Below are 17896 nucleotides of genomic sequence, written 5' to 3'. Positions count from 1 at the left end.
CAGGCCCCGCCGACGACGATCCGTGTCGCACCTCGCAACGTCGGCCTTCTGGTCACACTCACGGCGAAGCCCGACACCGTCGATGCTCTCGAAACTTGGCTGACCGAAATGCACGCTCACGCGGTCGACGAGCCCGGGACGACGACGTGGTACGCGATCAAGCTGGGCGACAATCGATTTGCGATCTACGACACCTTCCCCGACGAGGACGGACGCCAGGATCACATCCACGGCACGATCGTGAAATCTCTCCGCGAGCAACAGCAAGAACTTCTCGCGGAGCCGCCGGTCATTCGTCAGGTCGACTTGCTGGCCGTCAAATCCTTGTTGACGGTCTGATCGACCGACGTCACCGGCGTATCTCGACCGGCCATCCATCCGCACAGTGTCAGCGGAATCATGACCGCAAGCAGGGCGAGAAGGGGCGCGGTCCACGAGCCGGTCGAGCTGTGGATCGCCCCCGCCGCGACGGGTCCTGCTGCGGCAACGAGGTAGCCGATGGATTGCGCCATGGTCGACAGGCTCGTTGCCGTCGCAGTATTCGGAGCTCGTAGATTGATCAGCGTCAGAGCGAGCGAAAGTTGGCCGCCCTGACCGAGTCCGAGCAGAATCGCCCACACCGGAGCCAGCTCGATACTGCCTGCTAGAACACCGATCAATCCGGCGACGGACAATGCGACGACGGCGATTGCGAGCACACTCTGCCGACGGATGCGGGCGGCGAGTACGGGGACGGTCAGCGCCGTGGCGATGCTCGACACCGACAGCGCAGTCAGCAGCAGTCCCGCGTTTTCGGAACTGAGTCCGCGATCTCGGTAGATCGTGGGGAGCCACGCAATCATCGAATACGCGAGCAGTGATTGCAGTCCCATGAATCCGGTCACAACCCAGGCGACAGGTGATCGCAGAACAGCGGTCTGCCACCTCGGTGCGGCAGACCGAGCCGCGGAGGTCGTCGTGCCATCTACGTGCCGATACCGCCGTGCGAGAAGTGCCATGGCCGCCAGCGCGAATACGGACGGTATCGCCCAGGCCATGAGAGTCGTTCGCCAGCTGTGGAATACCGACGAGTCGATCGGGATCGTCGCTCCCGAGGCGATCCCTGCGCTGGCACTGACCAGTGCGGTGAACGAGCCCGTCATCGATCCGATCCGGTGCGGGAAGAGCAGTCGGATCAACACCGGACCGAGCACGTTCGCAACTGCGATGCCCATTCCGGCGAGCAGAGTTCCGATTATCAGCGTCGGCCACCATGGCGCGCCCCGCAGCGCTGTCCCGACGAGAATCAGCATCAGGCATCCGGTCAGCACGACGGGTACGGTCCATCGCCGAACCGCCCGAGTCGCGGCGACGGCAAAAACACCCAGGCACAGGACCGGCCCTGTGGTCAGTAGTGCGGCCGAACCGGAACCGAGGGCGTAGGACTGTCGAATTTCGGCGAGCACCGCCGACGCACTCCCGAATACCAAGCGCAGATCGAGGCCGAGCAGAACGATTGCTGCCACTGCGGCACCCATTCCCACCACGGAGAGAGCAGTTCGACCGGAAGCCTCCAGGCCGCCTGACGGATGTTCCGAACCGGTATCGGTCATTACTGCTTCCCTCCTCGAATTGTCATAACCCGTGATCGACCATCGCAGGCGGGCACCGACAAATCAACGGATCGGCCTGTCGACCACGCAGCGTGTTCCAAGTGACGCTGAGTGAACTCGTAGCCGAGGAGCAGACCCTCGCGTTTCATCTTGTGAGAGCCGGAGAACAACGTCCCCACGAATCTGCCGACCCGTCGCTGAACGCTCATTCCGCCCGGGCACTCGGTGACGAGCCCGCGCGCGCACTGCTGGTGTCCACCACCTCGCGCACCCACTGACGTCACGCTCTGATGAGGCCACGGCGACTCATGGCGAGTTCAAGGACAGTAAGGTCGAAGAATGACTGTGCGAGCGGGTGTGGTGGTCACGGGGACCGAGGTGCTGGCCGGTCGGGTCGCCGACCGAAACGGCCCGTGGGTATCCCAGCAACTCCTCGAGCTGGGCGTCGACGTCGCACACATCACGATCTGCGGCGACCGACCCGATGACCTGACGGCACAAGTGCGATTTCTCGCCGATCAGCGCGTCGATCTGATTGTCACCACCGGAGGCCTCGGTCCGACCGCCGACGATCTCACGGTGGCGACTGTCGCCGCGCTGTACGGCCGAGAGATGCACCTCGATGTTCAACTCGAGAAGCGAATCTCCGAGATTGTCGAGCGTTGGCGCGGCCGGCTCAGCTCTGCGGTCGACTCCGAGCCACTGAAGGCGGGAATTCGTAAGCAAGCCATGGTTCCCGAAGGCGCGCAATCTATTTCGCCCACCGGAACTGCGCCTGGCGTGGCGATATCAGCGAACGACTCGGGGACGCTTCCCACGGTGCTGATCTTGCCCGGCCCTCCCCGCGAACTGCAAGCGATGTGGCCGGAGGCTCTCGCGTGCGCGCCCGTCGCCCAGGTCTTGACTCGACGAACGCAGATCCGACAGGACACCATTCGCGCATACAGGCTGTCCGAAGCCGATCTTGCCGCGACATTGCGGACGGCGGAACTCGAGATCGAAGGATTCGATGCTCTCGAGATCACCACTTGCCTGAGTCTCGGAGAGCTCGAGATGGTGACCCGCTACCCGGAAGCGGCGGCACCCGCATATTCCGGTCTCGTCGGTCTCATCGAAGAACATCATGGCGCACAGATCTTTTCGACTGATGGATCCACTATCGACGACATCGTGGCCGCCCGACTGACCGGCCGAAGAATCGCCACTGCGGAATCATGCACCGGCGGCATGATCGCCGCCCGACTCACCGACCGCGCAGGCTCGTCGGCGTATGTGATCGGCGCTGTTGTGTCCTACTCGAACGAGGCGAAAACGGGCCTACTCGACGTTCCCGCCGAGTCCATCGAACAGCACGGGGCCGTCAGCGAACCGGTGGCTGCAGCGATGGCCGAGGGCGCACGGAACCGATTGGGCGTCGACATCGCAGTATCCACCAGCGGAATCGCTGGACCGGGAGGCGGCACCGAGCTCAAACCGGTCGGCACCGTTTGCTTCGCCATTGCCACTATCGGCCAACCGACCTTGACCCGCACGCTTCATCTCCCCGGCGACCGAGCAAGCGTGCGTGCGCTGTCCACCACGGCAGCGATGCACATGCTCGCCGACGCGTTGAAGCCCGACCGATGACCGAAGGCTCCGACCGGGTCACTTCTCGCCGACGATCGCCCAAGGGAGCCGCGCGCAGATCTGCGATCCTCGAAGCAGCGCTGAAGGCATATGCAACCAGCGACAGGCTCGGCCCACGCCTACGCGACATCGCCGAAGCGGCCGGAGTAACCGAAGCAGGCGTGCTCCACCATTTCGGCTCGAAGGACGAATTGTTCGTCGCGATCCTCAGCCGCCGCGACGAGGACGCCGCGGCGCTGCACGATCTCAGCACAGCCGAGGGGCAGAACGCCTATCTGGCCGAGACGACCACGACTCCAGGACTGACGAAACTTTTCGTCGACATGTCCGCTGCAGCAGCAGATCCCGCCCATCCCGCACACACCTTCATGGCCGAGCATCGCGCCGCGGTGGTGAGTGTGATCGCCCGACTCGCGCCTGATGCCGACATCGAAGCCGTCGAAGCCGTCGCCGCACTCGCCGAAGGGTTGCAACTGCAGTGGATCTCCGATCCCAGCATCGACGTCGCGGGTCGCATGCGACGGTTCACCACCATCCTGCTCGAACTGGACCGATAGCGCCTCCCCCTGCCGTGCGATCGGCAGAATCGCCTTTCACGTTCACTAAACCTTGCATGATTCAGTTTTGATGTTATCGTTAGACGAAGTAAGGGTTTGTGTTCAGCATGCCTATCACGCCTTCGGTTACCGGGGTACAACTCAGCAAGGAGTCCACATAATGCACAACACTGTTCGACGAGTCTCGACCATTCTGGCACTGACAGCAGCAGCGGCAACCTCGGTCGCCGTCGGTACCGCATCGGCCGATCCAGTTCCCTCACCGTTGACCCTCGAGACATACAGCCTGCCCCAGGCGGGGATCTGTGCCGCCAAGATCGATGTGTCCATTCGGCCCGGCGCGGAATCGAACTCCTACGTCGTCGTCGGACCGGACGTTCAATATCTGGGCATCGGCCCGTGCGACCTCACCGCCACGCTCAGCTGGAAGAAACTAGCCACCGGCAGAACAGGTTCGGACGACATCCCGGTCACCAGCGGACTGGTGAACTACGGCCTGAAGACCTTCTCGGGACACGGCCTCGTCGAATACACGCTGACCACCAACGGGCCCCACACCACCGACAGAGCATCGGGCACGGTCCAGATTCCTTGAGAGCGAAGGACGTACGGGAGGTAGCAGTGAGAAGGATCGGAATGGCAGCGGCGGTGGGTGCAGTCGGTCTGATGACTCTGAGCGGATGCACCACCGTGGAGACGGCACCGCCAGACACCCGATCGACATCGACTGTGCAACAGCCTGTTCAGAACGAACCCTCCGACACGACCTCGGGAGAGAGCAGCGACTCCAACGGGTCGTCATCTGGTGGGACCGCGGCCGGCGGTGCCGCCAACGACGGCAGTTCGGGAGGAGCCACCGTTGCGGCGTGCAGCGCTGCAAACATCACCCCCACCCTCGGAGACATCTCGCCGAGCGATGTCCAGATAACGGTTCCGTTGCGCTACACCAACTCCGGATCCGTGCCGTGCAACGTCACAGGCTTTCCCGGAGCTACGCTGCGCGGGCCCGACGTCGATGGTCTCGGACCGGAGTACGACCTGGCGCGCGGCGAAACCGTACCGTCGACCACGATCACCCTCGAGCCCGGGGTAGCCGCAGTTGCCGACCTGACTCTCGGCACGGTCAACAAGAACGACGAGCGAGCATGGATCCCGACTGCATTCCTGACCACCGCACCCGGGGACACGACGGTCATGACGCTTTCCTTCCCCGCAACGGTCGGCGTGCAGCGTCAAGACGGTGCGACGCATCCCGCGAGCTACATCGGTGCATTCAGCGGGCCCGTCGACTGACACGACTCGGAGCGCCGACCGGGTGTAGTTCTGTGCTCGGCGGGGCACTCCCACAAGGTCCTGATTCCGGCGACCAGTCGCCTCGACCCATAGGAGATTCCATGACGATGCCGAGCGATGCAAGCGAAGCAGTCCCGTCCCACGGCAGCAATGACGGTCCGCGGGAACACACGCCCGAGACCGATGCAGTCGAAGGCGCGCACGTGGACGAAGAGAACGTGCCCCACCCTCCGACGGACACGGATCCACAGAAGTGAGCTTTCGACCGATCGCTACCGATCGGTCGAGTCGGATGGCAACGTTCGGCGCAGCGGAATAATGCTGCGCACGCGCTCATCCCGCAGGTACAACGCCGCCCACGCCGCGATACCCACGTAAATGGCGAAGAACACGGTACTCAGCAGCGGCTTCTCGACTCGCCAGTTGGTGAGTACTGCACCGCCCAGGTAGCCGGTGAGAACGATGGCACCGAGGATCGACGTCGTTGGGATTGCATACAGAATCAAGATGATCAGCATGACGATGCCGGTGATCGGTGCCATCTCCTCACGGAGGCCGAGATCGATCGACGAGTCCTTGACTTGTTGCAGGTTGAGAATGTGAAATACCGCGTCGAACAGCAAGAAGGCGATCACGAGGACGTAGAGAACAAGGCCGATCCTTCGTGCGGTCTTCCCTGGTGTGGCGGTGTGAGTGGCGGTCATGGCTATGTCTCCTCGGTAAGTGTCGATGTCAGCTTTTATGACCCGGGCGGATCGCAGAACTCACCGGACAGCACCGCCCGCGGCCCGGGATGATGATCGTCGCTCCGTCCATCGGGCAGGTCCGTCGACTGGCACAGTCGTCGCCCTGGCGTCCGGGACACGGAATGATGAGCAGGTGATTCCGATCAGATCTCTGCGCGACGCACTGCGAAACCGTGCCGCGTCGACCCTGCCCAGCGGCGAAGGCGGGACATCGTCTCGACGCATTCTCTTTCTGGACGACATGGTCCCCGATCCCCTTTTCGGCGCAGGCTACCCGCGAGCGCACCAGATCGTCCGCACGCTGCTCGACGCCGGTCATAGGGTGGAGTTCTATCCAATGTTCGCCACGCAGAGCCACATTCGGCGAGTCGATGCCCTGTTCGAGGGTGCCGTCCGGTTCCACCCTGCGAGAGGGGCACGAGGACTGCGCAGACTACTACGGCGAAAAGGCAGCACCTTCGACCTGTTGATCATCAGCAGGCCAACGCCCATGCGCACATTTCTCGACGTCGGGTGGCAGCCTGCCCACGGCGTGCCGCGGCCACCTGTTGTGTACGACGCGGAAGCGGTGCTCGTACCGCGGGAAAAACGGCGCAGAGCGGTCTATCCACCCGCTATGACCGACCGTGAGTACTCGACCGAACTCGCTGCGGAACTGGCTCTGATCCGAACCGCGGATGCCGTGACGACGGTGGGACGGGCGGACGCCGACATCGTCGGTTCGGAGCTCGACATCCCGACCTATGTGCTGCCGCACTCGACGGTTGCGCGCGCCGACTCACCCGGGTACGACGCGCGCCGCGACATACTCTTCGTCGGTCGACTCACCGGTACCGCGGAGCATTCTCCGAATGTCGATTCGGTTCGGTACTTCGTCACGGAGGTGATGCCCGCGCTCGACCGGTTGATCGGTGACAACTACCGGCTTCGGCTCGCCGGCTTGGTCGAGTCGGAGTACGTGGAGCAACTCGCGTCCGACCGCATCGAGCTGCATGGAGTGGTAGAAGACCTGAGCCGGCTCTACGACCGCTGCCGGGTATTCGTGGCCCCGACGCGATACGCGGCCGGCATCCCGATCAAGGTCATCGAGGCGATGAGTCAAGGTATCCCGTGCGCGGTCACTCCCCTATTGGCCGAACAGCTGGACGTGGACGAGTCGACGGTCGCGATCGGCCACGACGCAGCCGGTTTCGCGGACGCATGTGCACGGCTCTACACCGACCCCGACACCTGGCGCGGCGTCCGCGACGGCGGGCTGGCGCATGTTCGGAGTGCGTATTCTCCGACGATGTTCCACAACCGCGTCGCCGAAGTTCTCGATGCGGCGAGTGCATCGAGGACCGATCCCGGCGAAATCAGACGACGTCGCGGAGGAACTCGATCTTGAGACGGTTGTAGTCGTCGGTCCACTGCGAACTCACTGCCATGAATCCGTGGTCGAGTCTCGCCTCGTTCTTGCTGTACAGGTTAAGACGATTGGCGACGCCCACTCTGTCCAGCTTGGCGCTCAGTTCCGCTGCCTGGTCGGGGAAGGTACCGGTGTTGCCGTCGGAGATGAAACTCGGCGGGAAGTCGGTTGTGGCGTTGTCCACGACGTTCGCCTGCGCCAGCAGTGCTGTGTCGGTGGTGTCGAGGTAGCTTCGGGCCGCGATGTCGAAGAAGAATCCGTTCGACGGGCTCGGCGATTTCGGTGCGCCCGCTCTGCCGACATCGAGGACAGCGCTTTCGAACACGACCGCCTTCAAAGCATGTCGGTCCATGGTCGGTTCGACGCCCAGTGCGCGCGCGTAATCGGGGTTGGTCTGCACAATGGCGTAGTTGCCCACGATGTGGCCACCCGCGCTGGTTCCGGCGAGCACGACGCGACTCATGTCGAGTCCGTACCCGTCGGCGTTCGCTTCGAGGAACTGCATGGCCTGGCCCAATTGGATTGTCTGCGTAGGGAAGCGGTACTGCGGCGCAAACGCGTAGTTCAGCGACACTACGTTGTAGCCGGCGTCGAGCATGGGGCCGGCCCAGGACGCACCGTACGAATCTGTGCTGGGAGCACCGTCCGCTTTGTCTCCGACTATCCAGCCGCCACCGTGCACCGTGACGTACGTGGGTCGACTGATCGATGCATCGTTGTCCGCGATGTAGATGTCGAGAAACGAATTCGGTAGCGCCGAGCCATATTCGACATCGCTGGTGCGGCCTGCACCGTCGACCACCGCCGTCGCTGTAGGCGCACCGGGTTCGAAAGAGTTGCTCTGCCCCAACGCATGCAGCGACCGGATCAGCGGTGCCGGACTGGCCGCCGTGGTGAGCACCAGGGCGGAGACCACCACCGCACTCGCCGCAGCGAAACCGGCCGTTACAGCGGCAGCCGCCCTACGGGTACCGGCCCGACCCGACGAGCCCACCGAACGGCCCGCCCAAGCCGACGCGAGCAAGAAGAATCCGAGTGCAACGGCCGCGGCCAAGCACAAGACCCACAGTGCGTGAAAGCCCGTCACCAGCCAGGCCAGCTGAGTGACGACGGCGACAGCGCCGAGCGAAAGGCCCACGGCTGCAGGCTTCCCGGCGTCGGACGAGACGAGCCATACCGCCATCACTGCCACGGCGATGACCCACAGTCCCACTGCACACTGCTGACGAATGAGAAGGAACTCGAGCCACGCGAGTAGGACGCTGACGCCGCCGGTCACTGCGAGCGCTGCCGTCATCGCTCTCGTACGGTCCCCTGCTGCTGTTTCGATGCCGTCCGGCACGCGCTTCCCCTCTTTGTTGCTCGCTACCGCGCAGACGCGTGGCGTTGCCGGTGTAGTTCACGAACAGCTTCGCCGAACTCGGCGACCGGCCCGTCCACCACGATCCCTGGCACGATCTGTTCGATGGGCGACGGCGTGACAGCGAGTGGTGCAGCGCCGAATTCTTCGAGCCACGTGAGCAATTGAGCGGTGGACGTGGCGTACACGATGCGTCCGAGACCCACTATTCCGTGGCTCGCAGCGCACATCACGCAGTGCTCACCGGAGGTGTAGACCGTCGACGCTCGACGCTGAACAGGGCTCAGATTGGTAGCGGCCCAACGCGACAGAGCGATCTCGGGATGCTGAGTTGCATCGTTCAGGTCGCCCACCCGATTTCTGTCCTCGGCCAACACTTCCCCGCCGTCCGAGACGAGTACCGATCCGAACGGATCGTTGCCCGTCCGCACTGCGTCCGCCGCCAAGTCCACAGCTCGGGCCAGGAATGCGCGGTCGCTCGAGGAGATACTCACATTGCACCACCGGGTGCGTCGACGATCGAAGTGTCCACGGCTCGACCGTACCGGGTCGAGACACGTAAACCTCCGGGCCGGTCCGTCCGGAAACCGGTTGCCTGTTCCGGGGCAGCATCCATCGAAGCTCGGTATGGTCGGCGGGTGAGCTTCTCGATACGGCCTGCCACGTCGTTCGCCGAGGGGTATCCGGTGGACAACGAGGGCCGCAAAGTCGATCTCACGATGGCACACGCGGGCTGTTCGAGTCGGCGGGCTTCGAGTTCGCGGCCGAGAGGACGTCCGTGTCGGGCGGATTCCCGTGGGTGATCATGCGAAAAGATCTGCGCCGATGACATGATGCGGAACGGACCCAGTGACGGTCCCGTCGATCACGCCTGTGATCGATCCCGAGCCAGGATGCGTTCGAGATAGTCGAGGTCCTGCCGAAGCATCGAGATGGCACGTTCGGGCCCCTCTGGTACTACGGGCGCGCCACTCTCCTGGACGACGGTGCGCAGTGCCATGTCGGCGAGTTGCGTGGCCACGCTGCGATCGGCGTCGGCATCACCGCTCTGATGCCACCAGGCAACCCAGTTCAGCATGCCGATAATGCCGAGTGCCGCCGTCCGAGGATCGACGGGTCTGAATTCCCCTGCCTTGACACCGCTTTCGACCACCAGCACGAACTCTTTGAGAACGTGCCTGCGGCTCTGCTGATAGGTTCTCGAAATCTCCTCGGGCAGATCGGCTTCCGACCTGATGATCAGCTTGAAGCGGTCGGCGGTCTCGGCCTGATTCAACGCGATCGCGGTGGCCATCTTGCGGAGCTTCTCGGTAGGACGGAGGTCCGAACGCCCGTTGATATCGTGCAGCACCGCCGCCGGAGTCTCGGTGCTTTCACTGATCAGGCGCGAGAGCAGCTCGTCCTTGTTCGCGACGTAGTGATAGAGCGCCGGCCGAGTGAGGCCAGTTGCGTCGGCGATGTCCTGGAGAGTCGTGCTGGCAAAGCCCTTCTGCGCGAACAACCGCGTGGCCTGGTCGAGAATCTGCTTCTCGACCAGCTCTCGACGCGGATTGCGCGTCGCCCCCCGGGGTGCATCCTCGCGTGTCATGAACGAAGAATAACCGTCGCGCTCGTCAAGAACCGACGAACACGAGGTGCGTGCGAGCACTGACGAGTCCGGCCACGGCGTCGGGTACACATTCCGTCGGTACCTCGACGACGACGAGTGCGCTGGTACTGCACATCATGCGCTCCGCGACATCTAGCCGTGTGAGGACGTGATCGCGCTCATCGGAGCCGGTCAGCCAGATCGTGGAACTGGCCCTGGCCTCGTCGACGACGGCAGTCGCCTTCTCGTTCCAGGCGGATTCTACGTCCACGGATACCACCGTCGTACTCGGATCTTCCCGAAGTGCGGGCGGTGCGAACCGGTCGCAGAACGACCGATCTCCGTGTTCGAGGGGACGGGCAAGAATCCACCTGGACGCATCGATCGGGGCTTCCGAGTCCGCCGCGACCTGGCCATAGCTGGCGATTCCCTTCCACGCCACGTCCGGTGCCGATTCCAGAAACCGTTCCAGGCCGACCTTTCCGGCTCGTGTCATGTACGCCACCATCAGTTGCTCCACGGGCAGATCCATCCGCTGAGGAAAAGACTCCCACCACTGTTCGCTTCGCACTGCGATCTGCTGAAGGTGTTCGACGGCCGGTCGTCGCACCCGTTCGTACTCGGCGAGCGCATCCCCGACGGTCTCCGCTGCCACCAGTGCGGCATCGAGCGCAATGGCATCCTCCATGGCCAGCTTCGTTCCCGACCCGATGGAGTAATGAGCGGTGTGGGCGGCGTCCCCGAGAAGAACGACGTTGCCTACCGACCAGTTTCGGCATTGGACGGTTCGGAACTTCATCCACCGGGTTCGGTTTCCGATGAGACCGTGGTTATGGAGAGTGTCTGCGAAGGCTTTCTCGAGATAGCGTAACGACGCCTCGTCGGTCTCGGTCGGGTCCGTGGCTGCTGTCGTGGCGTCGAATCCTGCGCGGGTCCACGTGTCGACATCCGTCTCGATCAGGAACGTACTGCGATCTGGCGCATAGGGATACGCATGCGCAACAAACGTTCCGTGCTCGGTGGTGACGGGTACGAAAATTGCACTGGGCAGCGCGAAATCCGTTCCGCACCAGAGGTAGAGGCCGGATCCGGTGGCGATGTCTGCACCGAACCGGCTGTCGGCGGTGCGCGTCGCACTGTTGATTCCGTCCGATGCGATGACGAGGTCGACGTCGAGATCGGCCGGTTCACGGCGTCCGCCGAATTCGAGCCGAACCCCTGCGTCACGCGCTTGCTCCTGCAGGACGGACAGCAGCGAGGTCCGAGCTATCGCGAGCAGATCGCCACGGGCCAAGCGCGCGATGGACTCCCCCACCTGCATCGACATCTCGTGTGAATAAGCCCGAGCGACAATTGCATCGAGTGATGGTGCGTCGGCCTGACGGAGATTCCGCTGCGTCCGTGAGGCGAGGCCCACTCCGAACCCGAACGTGGTATCCGGTGAACTTTGTTCGTAAACAGCGATGTCGGCGTGGGGGTTGGACAGTTTCAGCAGTCGTGCGGCGTAGAGGCCACCGGGGCCACCGCCGATGACTGCGACGTGGTCGAGTTTCATTGTTGCCTCTCGAGTTTCGCGGCGACGTCGAGCCGCAAACGCTTCTTGTCGATTTTGTTGACGTTGGTTCGGGGAAGCGCGTCGATCCATTCGAGGCGCTCGGGCCATTTGAACTTGGCCACCCCGAGCCGGGTGAGGTGGTCCTGTACGTCGGCCATCGTCACCGGAGCACCGTCGGTGACCAGATACGCGCATGTCTTCTCGCCGAGCCGGGGGTCGGGCATCGCGACCACGGCCGCACCCACGATGGCCGGGTGGTCGAGGAGCAGAAGTTCGAGCTCCTCGGCGTTGATCTTCTCGCCTCCGCGGTTGATCAGATCCTTGATGCGCCCCTCGATCGAGACGTATCGCTCGCCGTCGATGACGGAGATCGACGCCAGATCCCCGGTCCGATAGAAGCCGTCGGAGGTGAAGGCGGTCCGGTTGTGCTCGGGGGCGTCGAAATACCCGGTGATCGTGTACGGGCCGCGGCAACACAGTTCACCGACGTCTCCGTCGGGTAACACGATCTCCGTTCCGGGATCGAGAATGCGGACCTCGTCCTCCGCGCAGACCGGTGTACCGACGGTGGTGATGCGAGCATCTCGTGGGGCGGCAACCGGGGTGACGGTGAGCAGGCCCTCGGACATCCCGAACAGTTGCCCCGCCCAATGGTCTTTGCCATCGTCTACTCGGTCCATCAGTGCCGGTGAGACTTTGGCACCGGACAGAATCACGTGCTTCAGACGCCCACGCACGCGATCGAACTCGGAACTCAGAACGGCCTGGTAGTGACCGTGGCCGATCAATACCTCGGTCGCTTCAGCGCGTTCCATCAGCTCGAACGCAGACCTGACGTCCGCTGTCGCGAGTACGAGACACGCTCCGACAGAGTGCGAGGCGTGTAAACCGCACGCGATGCCGGCGTTGTGGACGATGGGGATCAGATGGGCGACGCGGCTGTCCGCAGTCCACTGGAGCCGCTGAGCGTACATCAACGCGTTGTTCCAATATTCGGCGTGGATCCGTGGAATGACCTTGGGAACTCCTGTTGTACCGCCGGACAATTGGAACGCGACAACATCCTCGGGAGCGGTCGCGGCCTCGACTGCTTCGACCGCTGCCCTCGCCTCGACAGGATCGATGTCGAGTCCGATCGTCTCCAAGCACAGTCCATCACCCCCGACATCCCCGACTGTCACCACGGCGCGAACGGTCTCGCTCACGGCAGCATGTTCACGGGCGAACTCGACCAGATCGAAGGACGGCAGACCCGCCTCCACGAAGTGCGCGACTGCGCCCACCGCGGCACCGACGTGTGCGATTTCGTGCATTCGATGGGCGGCCAGAGTCGCGACCGGAACCAACCCGGCTTTGACACACCCGTACCATGCGAGGACGGTCTCGACTCTGTTTGTCAGCTGGAACAACACGGGTTCGAGACGTACGAATCCCAGCTCGACCAGACCGGCTGCGATTGCGTCGGTGCGACGGTCGAGCTCGCCGAACGTCATCGAGCCCTCGGCACCGATGATCGCGGGCCGGTCGGGGAATCGGAGCGCGATGTCGTGGAACCGCCGACTTGTCGGAAGTGAACTCCACGCCCCGCTCTGTCGGTAGCGCCGCGCGCGATCCTCCGGGTACCGAGCCAGTCGTCCGTCCCAGTCCGAGGAAGTGGCGTCGGTGGCGGCGGTCATCGTTCGGCCACCGCCGGGAGCAACCGTGAGATCTCCAGCGAATGATCGGGGTGATCGGCAGGCACGATTCCCGAGTACACGGCCGTCCAGCATCCCGGGCAACACAGCTGACGGAACACGATGGGCGTGTCGACGTACTCGGACGGATCCGACGTCACCTGCGGTCCAGCGGCGGAGGACGGGCCCTCGTACCGCGCCAGATCCAATACGCCGCCGCTCTTCTCGTCACCGAGAAGTCGGCCGCACTGGGCACAAGCGATGACCCGAACGTCCCCGACGGTGACCTCGGACAGGTTGTCGTCGAGCCTGCGGGCGAGCGAGAGATCCATGATCGGAGCGTCGGAGTGCTGGGTGGACCGCGTGCGGCGCTCGTCGATCATGTCCCGACGTCGCGCGGTAGTTGCTGCCTCGTCGACCCTGCCGTCGTCGATCACCACGCCGTACACCACACTGGCACCGTCGATAGTGACCTTGCCTTCACGCAGATCGACGCCGACCGCCGCCGGATCACGATGCAGCGGATCACCGTAGCCGCCGCCGCCCTGCCAGTGCATGTACAGCACTTCGCCGGGCGCGACATAGCTTTCGGCGTAGCAGGCACCGAATTCCTTTCCGCCGCCGAGCTCGTCTAGCGCTCCCGGAATCTTGCCTGCGGCAAACTGCTCGATGACGTCGGTACTGCGCGCCAGAATTTCGAGTCCGGTGTTGCCGGGGTAGCCGCCCGCCAGGCCGTTGTTCTGCGCCACGGCCTTACCCGCCGAGGCGAGGACGAGGCCCATCGGGAGCGAGGTGCCGTACGGCGTGACAGCGAGCGATGCACTGACGCCACCGCGTTGACGACCGGGTCCACCGGAGTCGGGCTCTTCACGACGCCACAGTGTGAGCAGCGGGTAAAGGAACTCGGTCATTTCCGTATCGGGGATGCGCCCCATCGGAATACAGAAGAGTCCGCCGGTGTCCATGCCGTCTGCGGTCGGGCGTGCGCCGTAACCGCCTGCCATAGGTTCCATCATGATGTTGAGGAACGGAACGGGTTGTTCCCCGCGTTCGTCGAGCCCTGCGATCACGGCGGTGTCCCAGGTACCGCAGCACGCAGCCTGCACGCTCTTGCCGAGGTCGACCGATCTGTCGAGCATCTGCGACAGGCATTCGGCGATGAGTGTCCCCGTCAGCCAAGCGGGTCCGATCGGACCACGGCTGACCGCTGCCGGGAAGCTCGCGTTGTTGATGGTGCCCTCCTCGGACACCAGGTCGAAGCATCGCATCAATCCGCCTGCGGACCAGGGAATGTCGCCCGCGAGAATCGGCAGCAACGCGAGCATGACGCCGCCGCGCATCCCGGCGTAGGTGCAGTTGATGACGCCCGTCTGCTTGTCGGTGCCGGTGAAGTCGAACGTGAGGTGGTCGGCGGTCTTGCTCATCGCGACGGTGATCTTGTGGACGCCGCGGTCACCTACGTGCGACTGATCCTGGTAACCGGTGGCCTTCCAGGTCCCATCGGGCAGTGACGAAAGTTTGCTGCGCAGACGCCCTTCGGCGTCGGTCATCATGCGCTTCATGACGGCTTTGACCGTGTCGGCACCGTACTGCTCGATCACGGCGAGCATGCGGTTGCGCCCAACGGTGTTGGCGCCGATCTTGGCGCGCAGGTCGAGCCCGACCAGCATGGGAACGCGGGAGCGCCGCACCCATAGATCCGCGATGTCGCGCTGGAGCTCGTAGTCGCGGACCACCTTGACCGGTGGAGTCGGAAGCGATTCGGAGAACACGTCTTTCGCCGATGGGTCGAACGATCCGAGTCCGGAACCGCCGAGGTCGGGTTCGTGGCAGATCGCACTGGTCCACGCGAAGAGCTTGCCCTCGTGGAAGATAGGCTGGTAGACGATGACGTCGCTCTGATGCAGTCCCCCACCGACCCACGGGTCGTTGCAGAGGAACATGTCACCCTCCACGATTCCGGGGTTGGTGGCGCGGTGTTGCAAGGTCCAGTAGATGGCCAGGTCGACGGCTCCGACGAGCATGGTGTTGTAGAGGCCGACCTGAACCTCCTGTCCCAGTTCGTCACTGATCGCGAAGTCGAAATCGTTCGCGTCGGTGACGATGGGTGAGCCCGACATTCGTTTGAGTGCCTCGCCCATCTCGTCGGTGACCGACCAGAGTCGGTGACGGATGACCTCGTAGGTCAGCGGGTCGAGTTCGTCGATCTGCTGCTGGGTGACGGTGTGCACCGGCAGCGTCGGAGGGAGGGTACGGGCGAGGGCGTCGGGGTCGACGGGGCGGGACGAGAAGATCTCGGACCCGGGAATTGCGGATGTCATGGTTCGGTTCTCCTGTGGTCTCAGCCGGCGACGATGTTGAGGTTGCCGAGGCGGTCGACAGTTCCGGTGGTGCCGTGCGGGACGACGACTGTGGTCGTCGGGACTTCGACGATGGCGGGGCCGGCGAGTACATGCCCGGCGGCGAGCTTGCTGTAGTCGTAGATGTCGGTGTCGACATATCCGATTCGCCCGTCCAGGTTGACTTTTCGGGTGCCGATGCGAGCGACCGAGGCGTCGGCGGAGTCGGCGGACTTCAGTTCGGGGAGGGTCGGCGAGAACGGCAGGACACCGGTTGCACGCACGCGATAGGTGATCGCCTGAATACCGGCTTCGCGGAATCCGCTGTCCTTGCCGTACAGATCTGCGTAGCGCTGCTCGAAGAGATCGGAGGCGTGTGCGACGCTCGCCGAGTCCAGCGAACCTTCGGGAACGGTCGTCGCCACCTCTGCCAACTGCATCGTGTAGCGCATGTCGATCTCACGTTCGACCTCGATGCTGGTGAACGACAGCCCCTGTCGACCGAGGGCTTCGCGGACGCGCTTCTCGAGGCCCTCGAAATTCGCTTCTGCGCGAGCAGGATCGAGCGGCATCGCCGCCGGGTCGGACAGCTCGGCCGCGAGCACGATGTTCGACGACGCAAGACCGTAGGCCGAGAACGCCGATGCCACCTGCCCGAGCGGAACGATGACTTCCTTGACGCCGACTTCGGCTGCATAGGCAGCGCAATGCGATGGGCCGGCACCGCCGAAAGCGTAGAGAACGAAGTTTCGCGGATCGTGCCCGGCTTCGACGACCGTCTTGCGCAGAAGGTCGCCGGTTTGCGCGTTCTGCACGGCATAGATCGCGGCGGCTGCGTCCTCGATCGACAGACCGAGCGGTTCCGCGATGCGACGACGAATGGCCTCGCGCGCAAGCTCTTTGTCGAGTGGTTTGCGACCACCGAGCAATCCGCGTTCGGGGAGAATGCCGAGGACGAGGTTAGCGTCGGCATTGGTGGGTTCGGTGCCACCTTGTCCGTAACACGCAGGTCCGGGCACCGCCTGGGCGCTGTGCGGGCCGATCTGAAGGTTGCCGCCGGCATCCACCCACGCAATGGCACCGCCGCCGGAGCCGATGGCGTGCACCTGCAGGGTGGGCACGTTGATCGGGTGGTGATTGATGATGGTGCTCGACGCACGCACCGGCTCACCGTGCACGACGAGTCCGACGAGGAACGTGGTTCCGCCGACGTCGGTGGCGATGATGTTCTTGTGACCGAGCTGCTTTCCGAGTGATACCGCTCCGACCACGCCGCCGGTCAACACGGACCCGACTGTGCTGATAGCGTTTTTCGGGGCCTCGGCTGCGGCAACGGCACCGCCGTTGCTCTGCATCACCAGGAGTGGGCCGGCGAGGTCGAGGGCGCGTAGCTTCTTCTCCAACGAGCCGAGGTAATCACGCAATCCCGGGCCGATCTGGGTACTCATGATCGTCGTCGCGTTACGTGCGAACTCACGGATGCGCGGGCTCACCTCGGAAGACAGCGAGACGAACATGTCGGGGTCGATCTCGTGGACCAGTTCACGGATACGTTGCTCGTGCACAGGGTTACGGAACGACCAGAGCAGTGAGACCGCAATTCCGGAGACGCCGTCGTCGACGAGGCTTCGGATGGCGACGCGCGCGGACTCCTCGTCCAGCGCGACGACGACCGTGCCGTCACGGTCGAGGCGTTCGGTGACCTCGAGTGCGTGTCGCTTGGGGACGAGACCGTGGGACTTGCTCTGCCCCAACACGTTCTGCAGTTGCTCGGGAGACCCACCGAGGTACCGGCCCTCGACGTTCATGATGTAGATCGAATCCCGATGCCCCTTGGTGGTCAGGAACCCGACCGGCGGGACGTTGCCCATCACCAGAGCATTGAGCGAGGACGTGGTGCCGTGGGCGATGTGATGGGTGTTGGCGAGCATCTCCTGAACTGGGCATCCGAGTTGCTCGGCCAGCGCCTCGAGGACGTCGATGACGCCCTGGGAGTAGTCGGGTGGTGTCGAGGGGGCCTTTGCGGCAACCACGGTGCCGGAACTGTCGTCGAGTACTGCGTCCGTGAACGTTCCGCCGACGTCCACTCCGATCACATAGGTCATGCCGGTGTGCTCCTTAGGTCCGAGTCGAAGACGTTCTGGCGTGTGAGAGCGAGA

General features: G+C 63.9%; 16 protein-coding genes. 7 read left to right on the top strand and 9 right to left on the bottom strand.

From position 1 onward, the window contains the following. Window positions 1-296: 296 nt before the first annotated feature. Window positions 297-1592: an MFS transporter gene (locus QM797_RS19620; protein ID WP_283277338.1), complete on the bottom strand. Its 1296-nt coding sequence runs from the start codon at window positions 1590-1592 to the stop codon at window positions 297-299. 101 nt (window positions 1593-1693) lie between these two features. Between QM797_RS19620 and QM797_RS19615 the strand changes: the two genes are divergently transcribed. The 6 genes from QM797_RS19615 (at window position 1694) to QM797_RS19590 (ending at window position 5325) form a co-directional block, all read left to right on the top strand. Next, the gene (locus QM797_RS19615; protein WP_283277337.1) at window positions 1694-1870 is read left to right on the top strand and encodes a hypothetical protein; all 177 of its coding nucleotides are present in this window, start codon (window positions 1694-1696) and stop codon (window positions 1868-1870) included. Between the two features lie 61 nt (window positions 1871-1931). Continuing rightward, complete coding sequence (locus QM797_RS19610) at window positions 1932-3218, top strand: competence/damage-inducible protein A (RefSeq protein WP_283277336.1); 1287 nt, start codon at window positions 1932-1934, stop codon at window positions 3216-3218. Then, a complete protein-coding gene (locus tag QM797_RS19605) occupies window positions 3215-3775 on the top strand; it encodes a TetR/AcrR family transcriptional regulator (protein WP_283277335.1) in 561 nt (186 codons plus the stop codon). Before QM797_RS19610 ends, QM797_RS19605 begins: the two co-directional genes overlap by 4 nt. 160 nt (window positions 3776-3935) lie before the next feature. Further along, the gene (locus QM797_RS19600) at window positions 3936-4370 is read left to right on the top strand and encodes a hypothetical protein (RefSeq protein ID WP_283277334.1); all 435 of its coding nucleotides are present in this window, start codon (window positions 3936-3938) and stop codon (window positions 4368-4370) included. 26 nt (window positions 4371-4396) lie between these two features. Continuing rightward, on the top strand, window positions 4397-5068 hold the full coding sequence (locus tag QM797_RS19595) for a DUF4232 domain-containing protein (RefSeq protein ID WP_283277333.1): 672 nt from the start codon (window positions 4397-4399) through the stop codon (window positions 5066-5068). 101 nt (window positions 5069-5169) lie between these two features. Next, a complete protein-coding gene (locus QM797_RS19590) occupies window positions 5170-5325 on the top strand; it encodes a hypothetical protein (RefSeq protein ID WP_283277332.1) in 156 nt (51 codons plus the stop codon). Between the two features lie 15 nt (window positions 5326-5340). On the opposite strand, the gene QM797_RS19585 is transcribed toward QM797_RS19590, so the two are convergent. Continuing rightward, on the bottom strand, window positions 5341-5772 hold the full coding sequence (locus QM797_RS19585; protein ID WP_283277331.1) for a DoxX family protein: 432 nt from the start codon (window positions 5770-5772) through the stop codon (window positions 5341-5343). Between the two features lie 175 nt (window positions 5773-5947). On the opposite strand from QM797_RS19585, the gene QM797_RS19580 reads away from it, so the two are divergent. Then, a complete protein-coding gene (locus QM797_RS19580) occupies window positions 5948-7201 on the top strand; it encodes a glycosyltransferase (protein WP_283277330.1) in 1254 nt (417 codons plus the stop codon). Here QM797_RS19580 and QM797_RS19575 read toward each other — a convergent pair. The 7 genes from QM797_RS19575 to QM797_RS19540 all read right to left on the bottom strand — a co-directional run bounded on the left by QM797_RS19575 (window position 7170) and on the right by QM797_RS19540 (window position 17842). Further along, window positions 7170-8564, bottom strand: a complete 1395-nt coding sequence (locus QM797_RS19575) for an alpha/beta hydrolase (protein WP_283277329.1) — start codon at window positions 8562-8564, stop codon at window positions 7170-7172. The two genes, QM797_RS19580 and QM797_RS19575, sit on opposite strands and share 32 nt — an antisense overlap. A 23-nt stretch (window positions 8565-8587) precedes the next feature. Next, a complete protein-coding gene (locus QM797_RS19570; RefSeq protein WP_283277328.1) occupies window positions 8588-9076 on the bottom strand; it encodes a nucleoside deaminase in 489 nt (162 codons plus the stop codon). Window positions 9077-9447: 371 nt separating this feature from the next. After that, window positions 9448-10170, bottom strand: a complete 723-nt coding sequence (locus tag QM797_RS19560; RefSeq protein ID WP_283277327.1) for a TetR/AcrR family transcriptional regulator — start codon at window positions 10168-10170, stop codon at window positions 9448-9450. Window positions 10171-10195: 25 nt separating this feature from the next. Further along, entirely contained in the window at window positions 10196-11725 is a 1530-nt protein-coding gene (locus QM797_RS19555; RefSeq protein WP_283277326.1) for an FAD-dependent monooxygenase, read from the bottom strand. Continuing rightward, window positions 11722-13401 carry a (2,3-dihydroxybenzoyl)adenylate synthase gene (locus tag QM797_RS19550; RefSeq protein ID WP_283277325.1) on the bottom strand — a complete coding sequence of 560 codons (1680 nt, stop codon included), beginning with the start codon at window positions 13399-13401 and terminating at the stop codon, window positions 11722-11724. The genes QM797_RS19555 and QM797_RS19550 overlap by 4 nt, the downstream gene beginning before the upstream one ends. Further along, window positions 13398-15719 (bottom strand): hydantoinase B/oxoprolinase family protein, encoded by a 2322-nt coding sequence (locus tag QM797_RS19545; protein WP_283277324.1) that lies wholly within the window; start codon window positions 15717-15719, stop codon window positions 13398-13400. The genes QM797_RS19550 and QM797_RS19545 overlap by 4 nt, the downstream gene beginning before the upstream one ends. 20 nt (window positions 15720-15739) lie before the next feature. Beyond that, a complete protein-coding gene (locus tag QM797_RS19540) occupies window positions 15740-17842 on the bottom strand; it encodes a hydantoinase/oxoprolinase family protein (RefSeq protein ID WP_283277323.1) in 2103 nt (700 codons plus the stop codon). Between the last annotated feature and the right edge of the window lie 54 nt (window positions 17843-17896).

It is taken from the genome of Rhodococcus sp. IEGM 1381 (assembly GCF_030056795.1).
Classification (GTDB): Bacteria; Actinomycetota; Actinomycetes; order Mycobacteriales; family Mycobacteriaceae; genus Rhodococcoides.
This window is presented reverse-complemented; position numbering and strand designations above follow the sequence as displayed.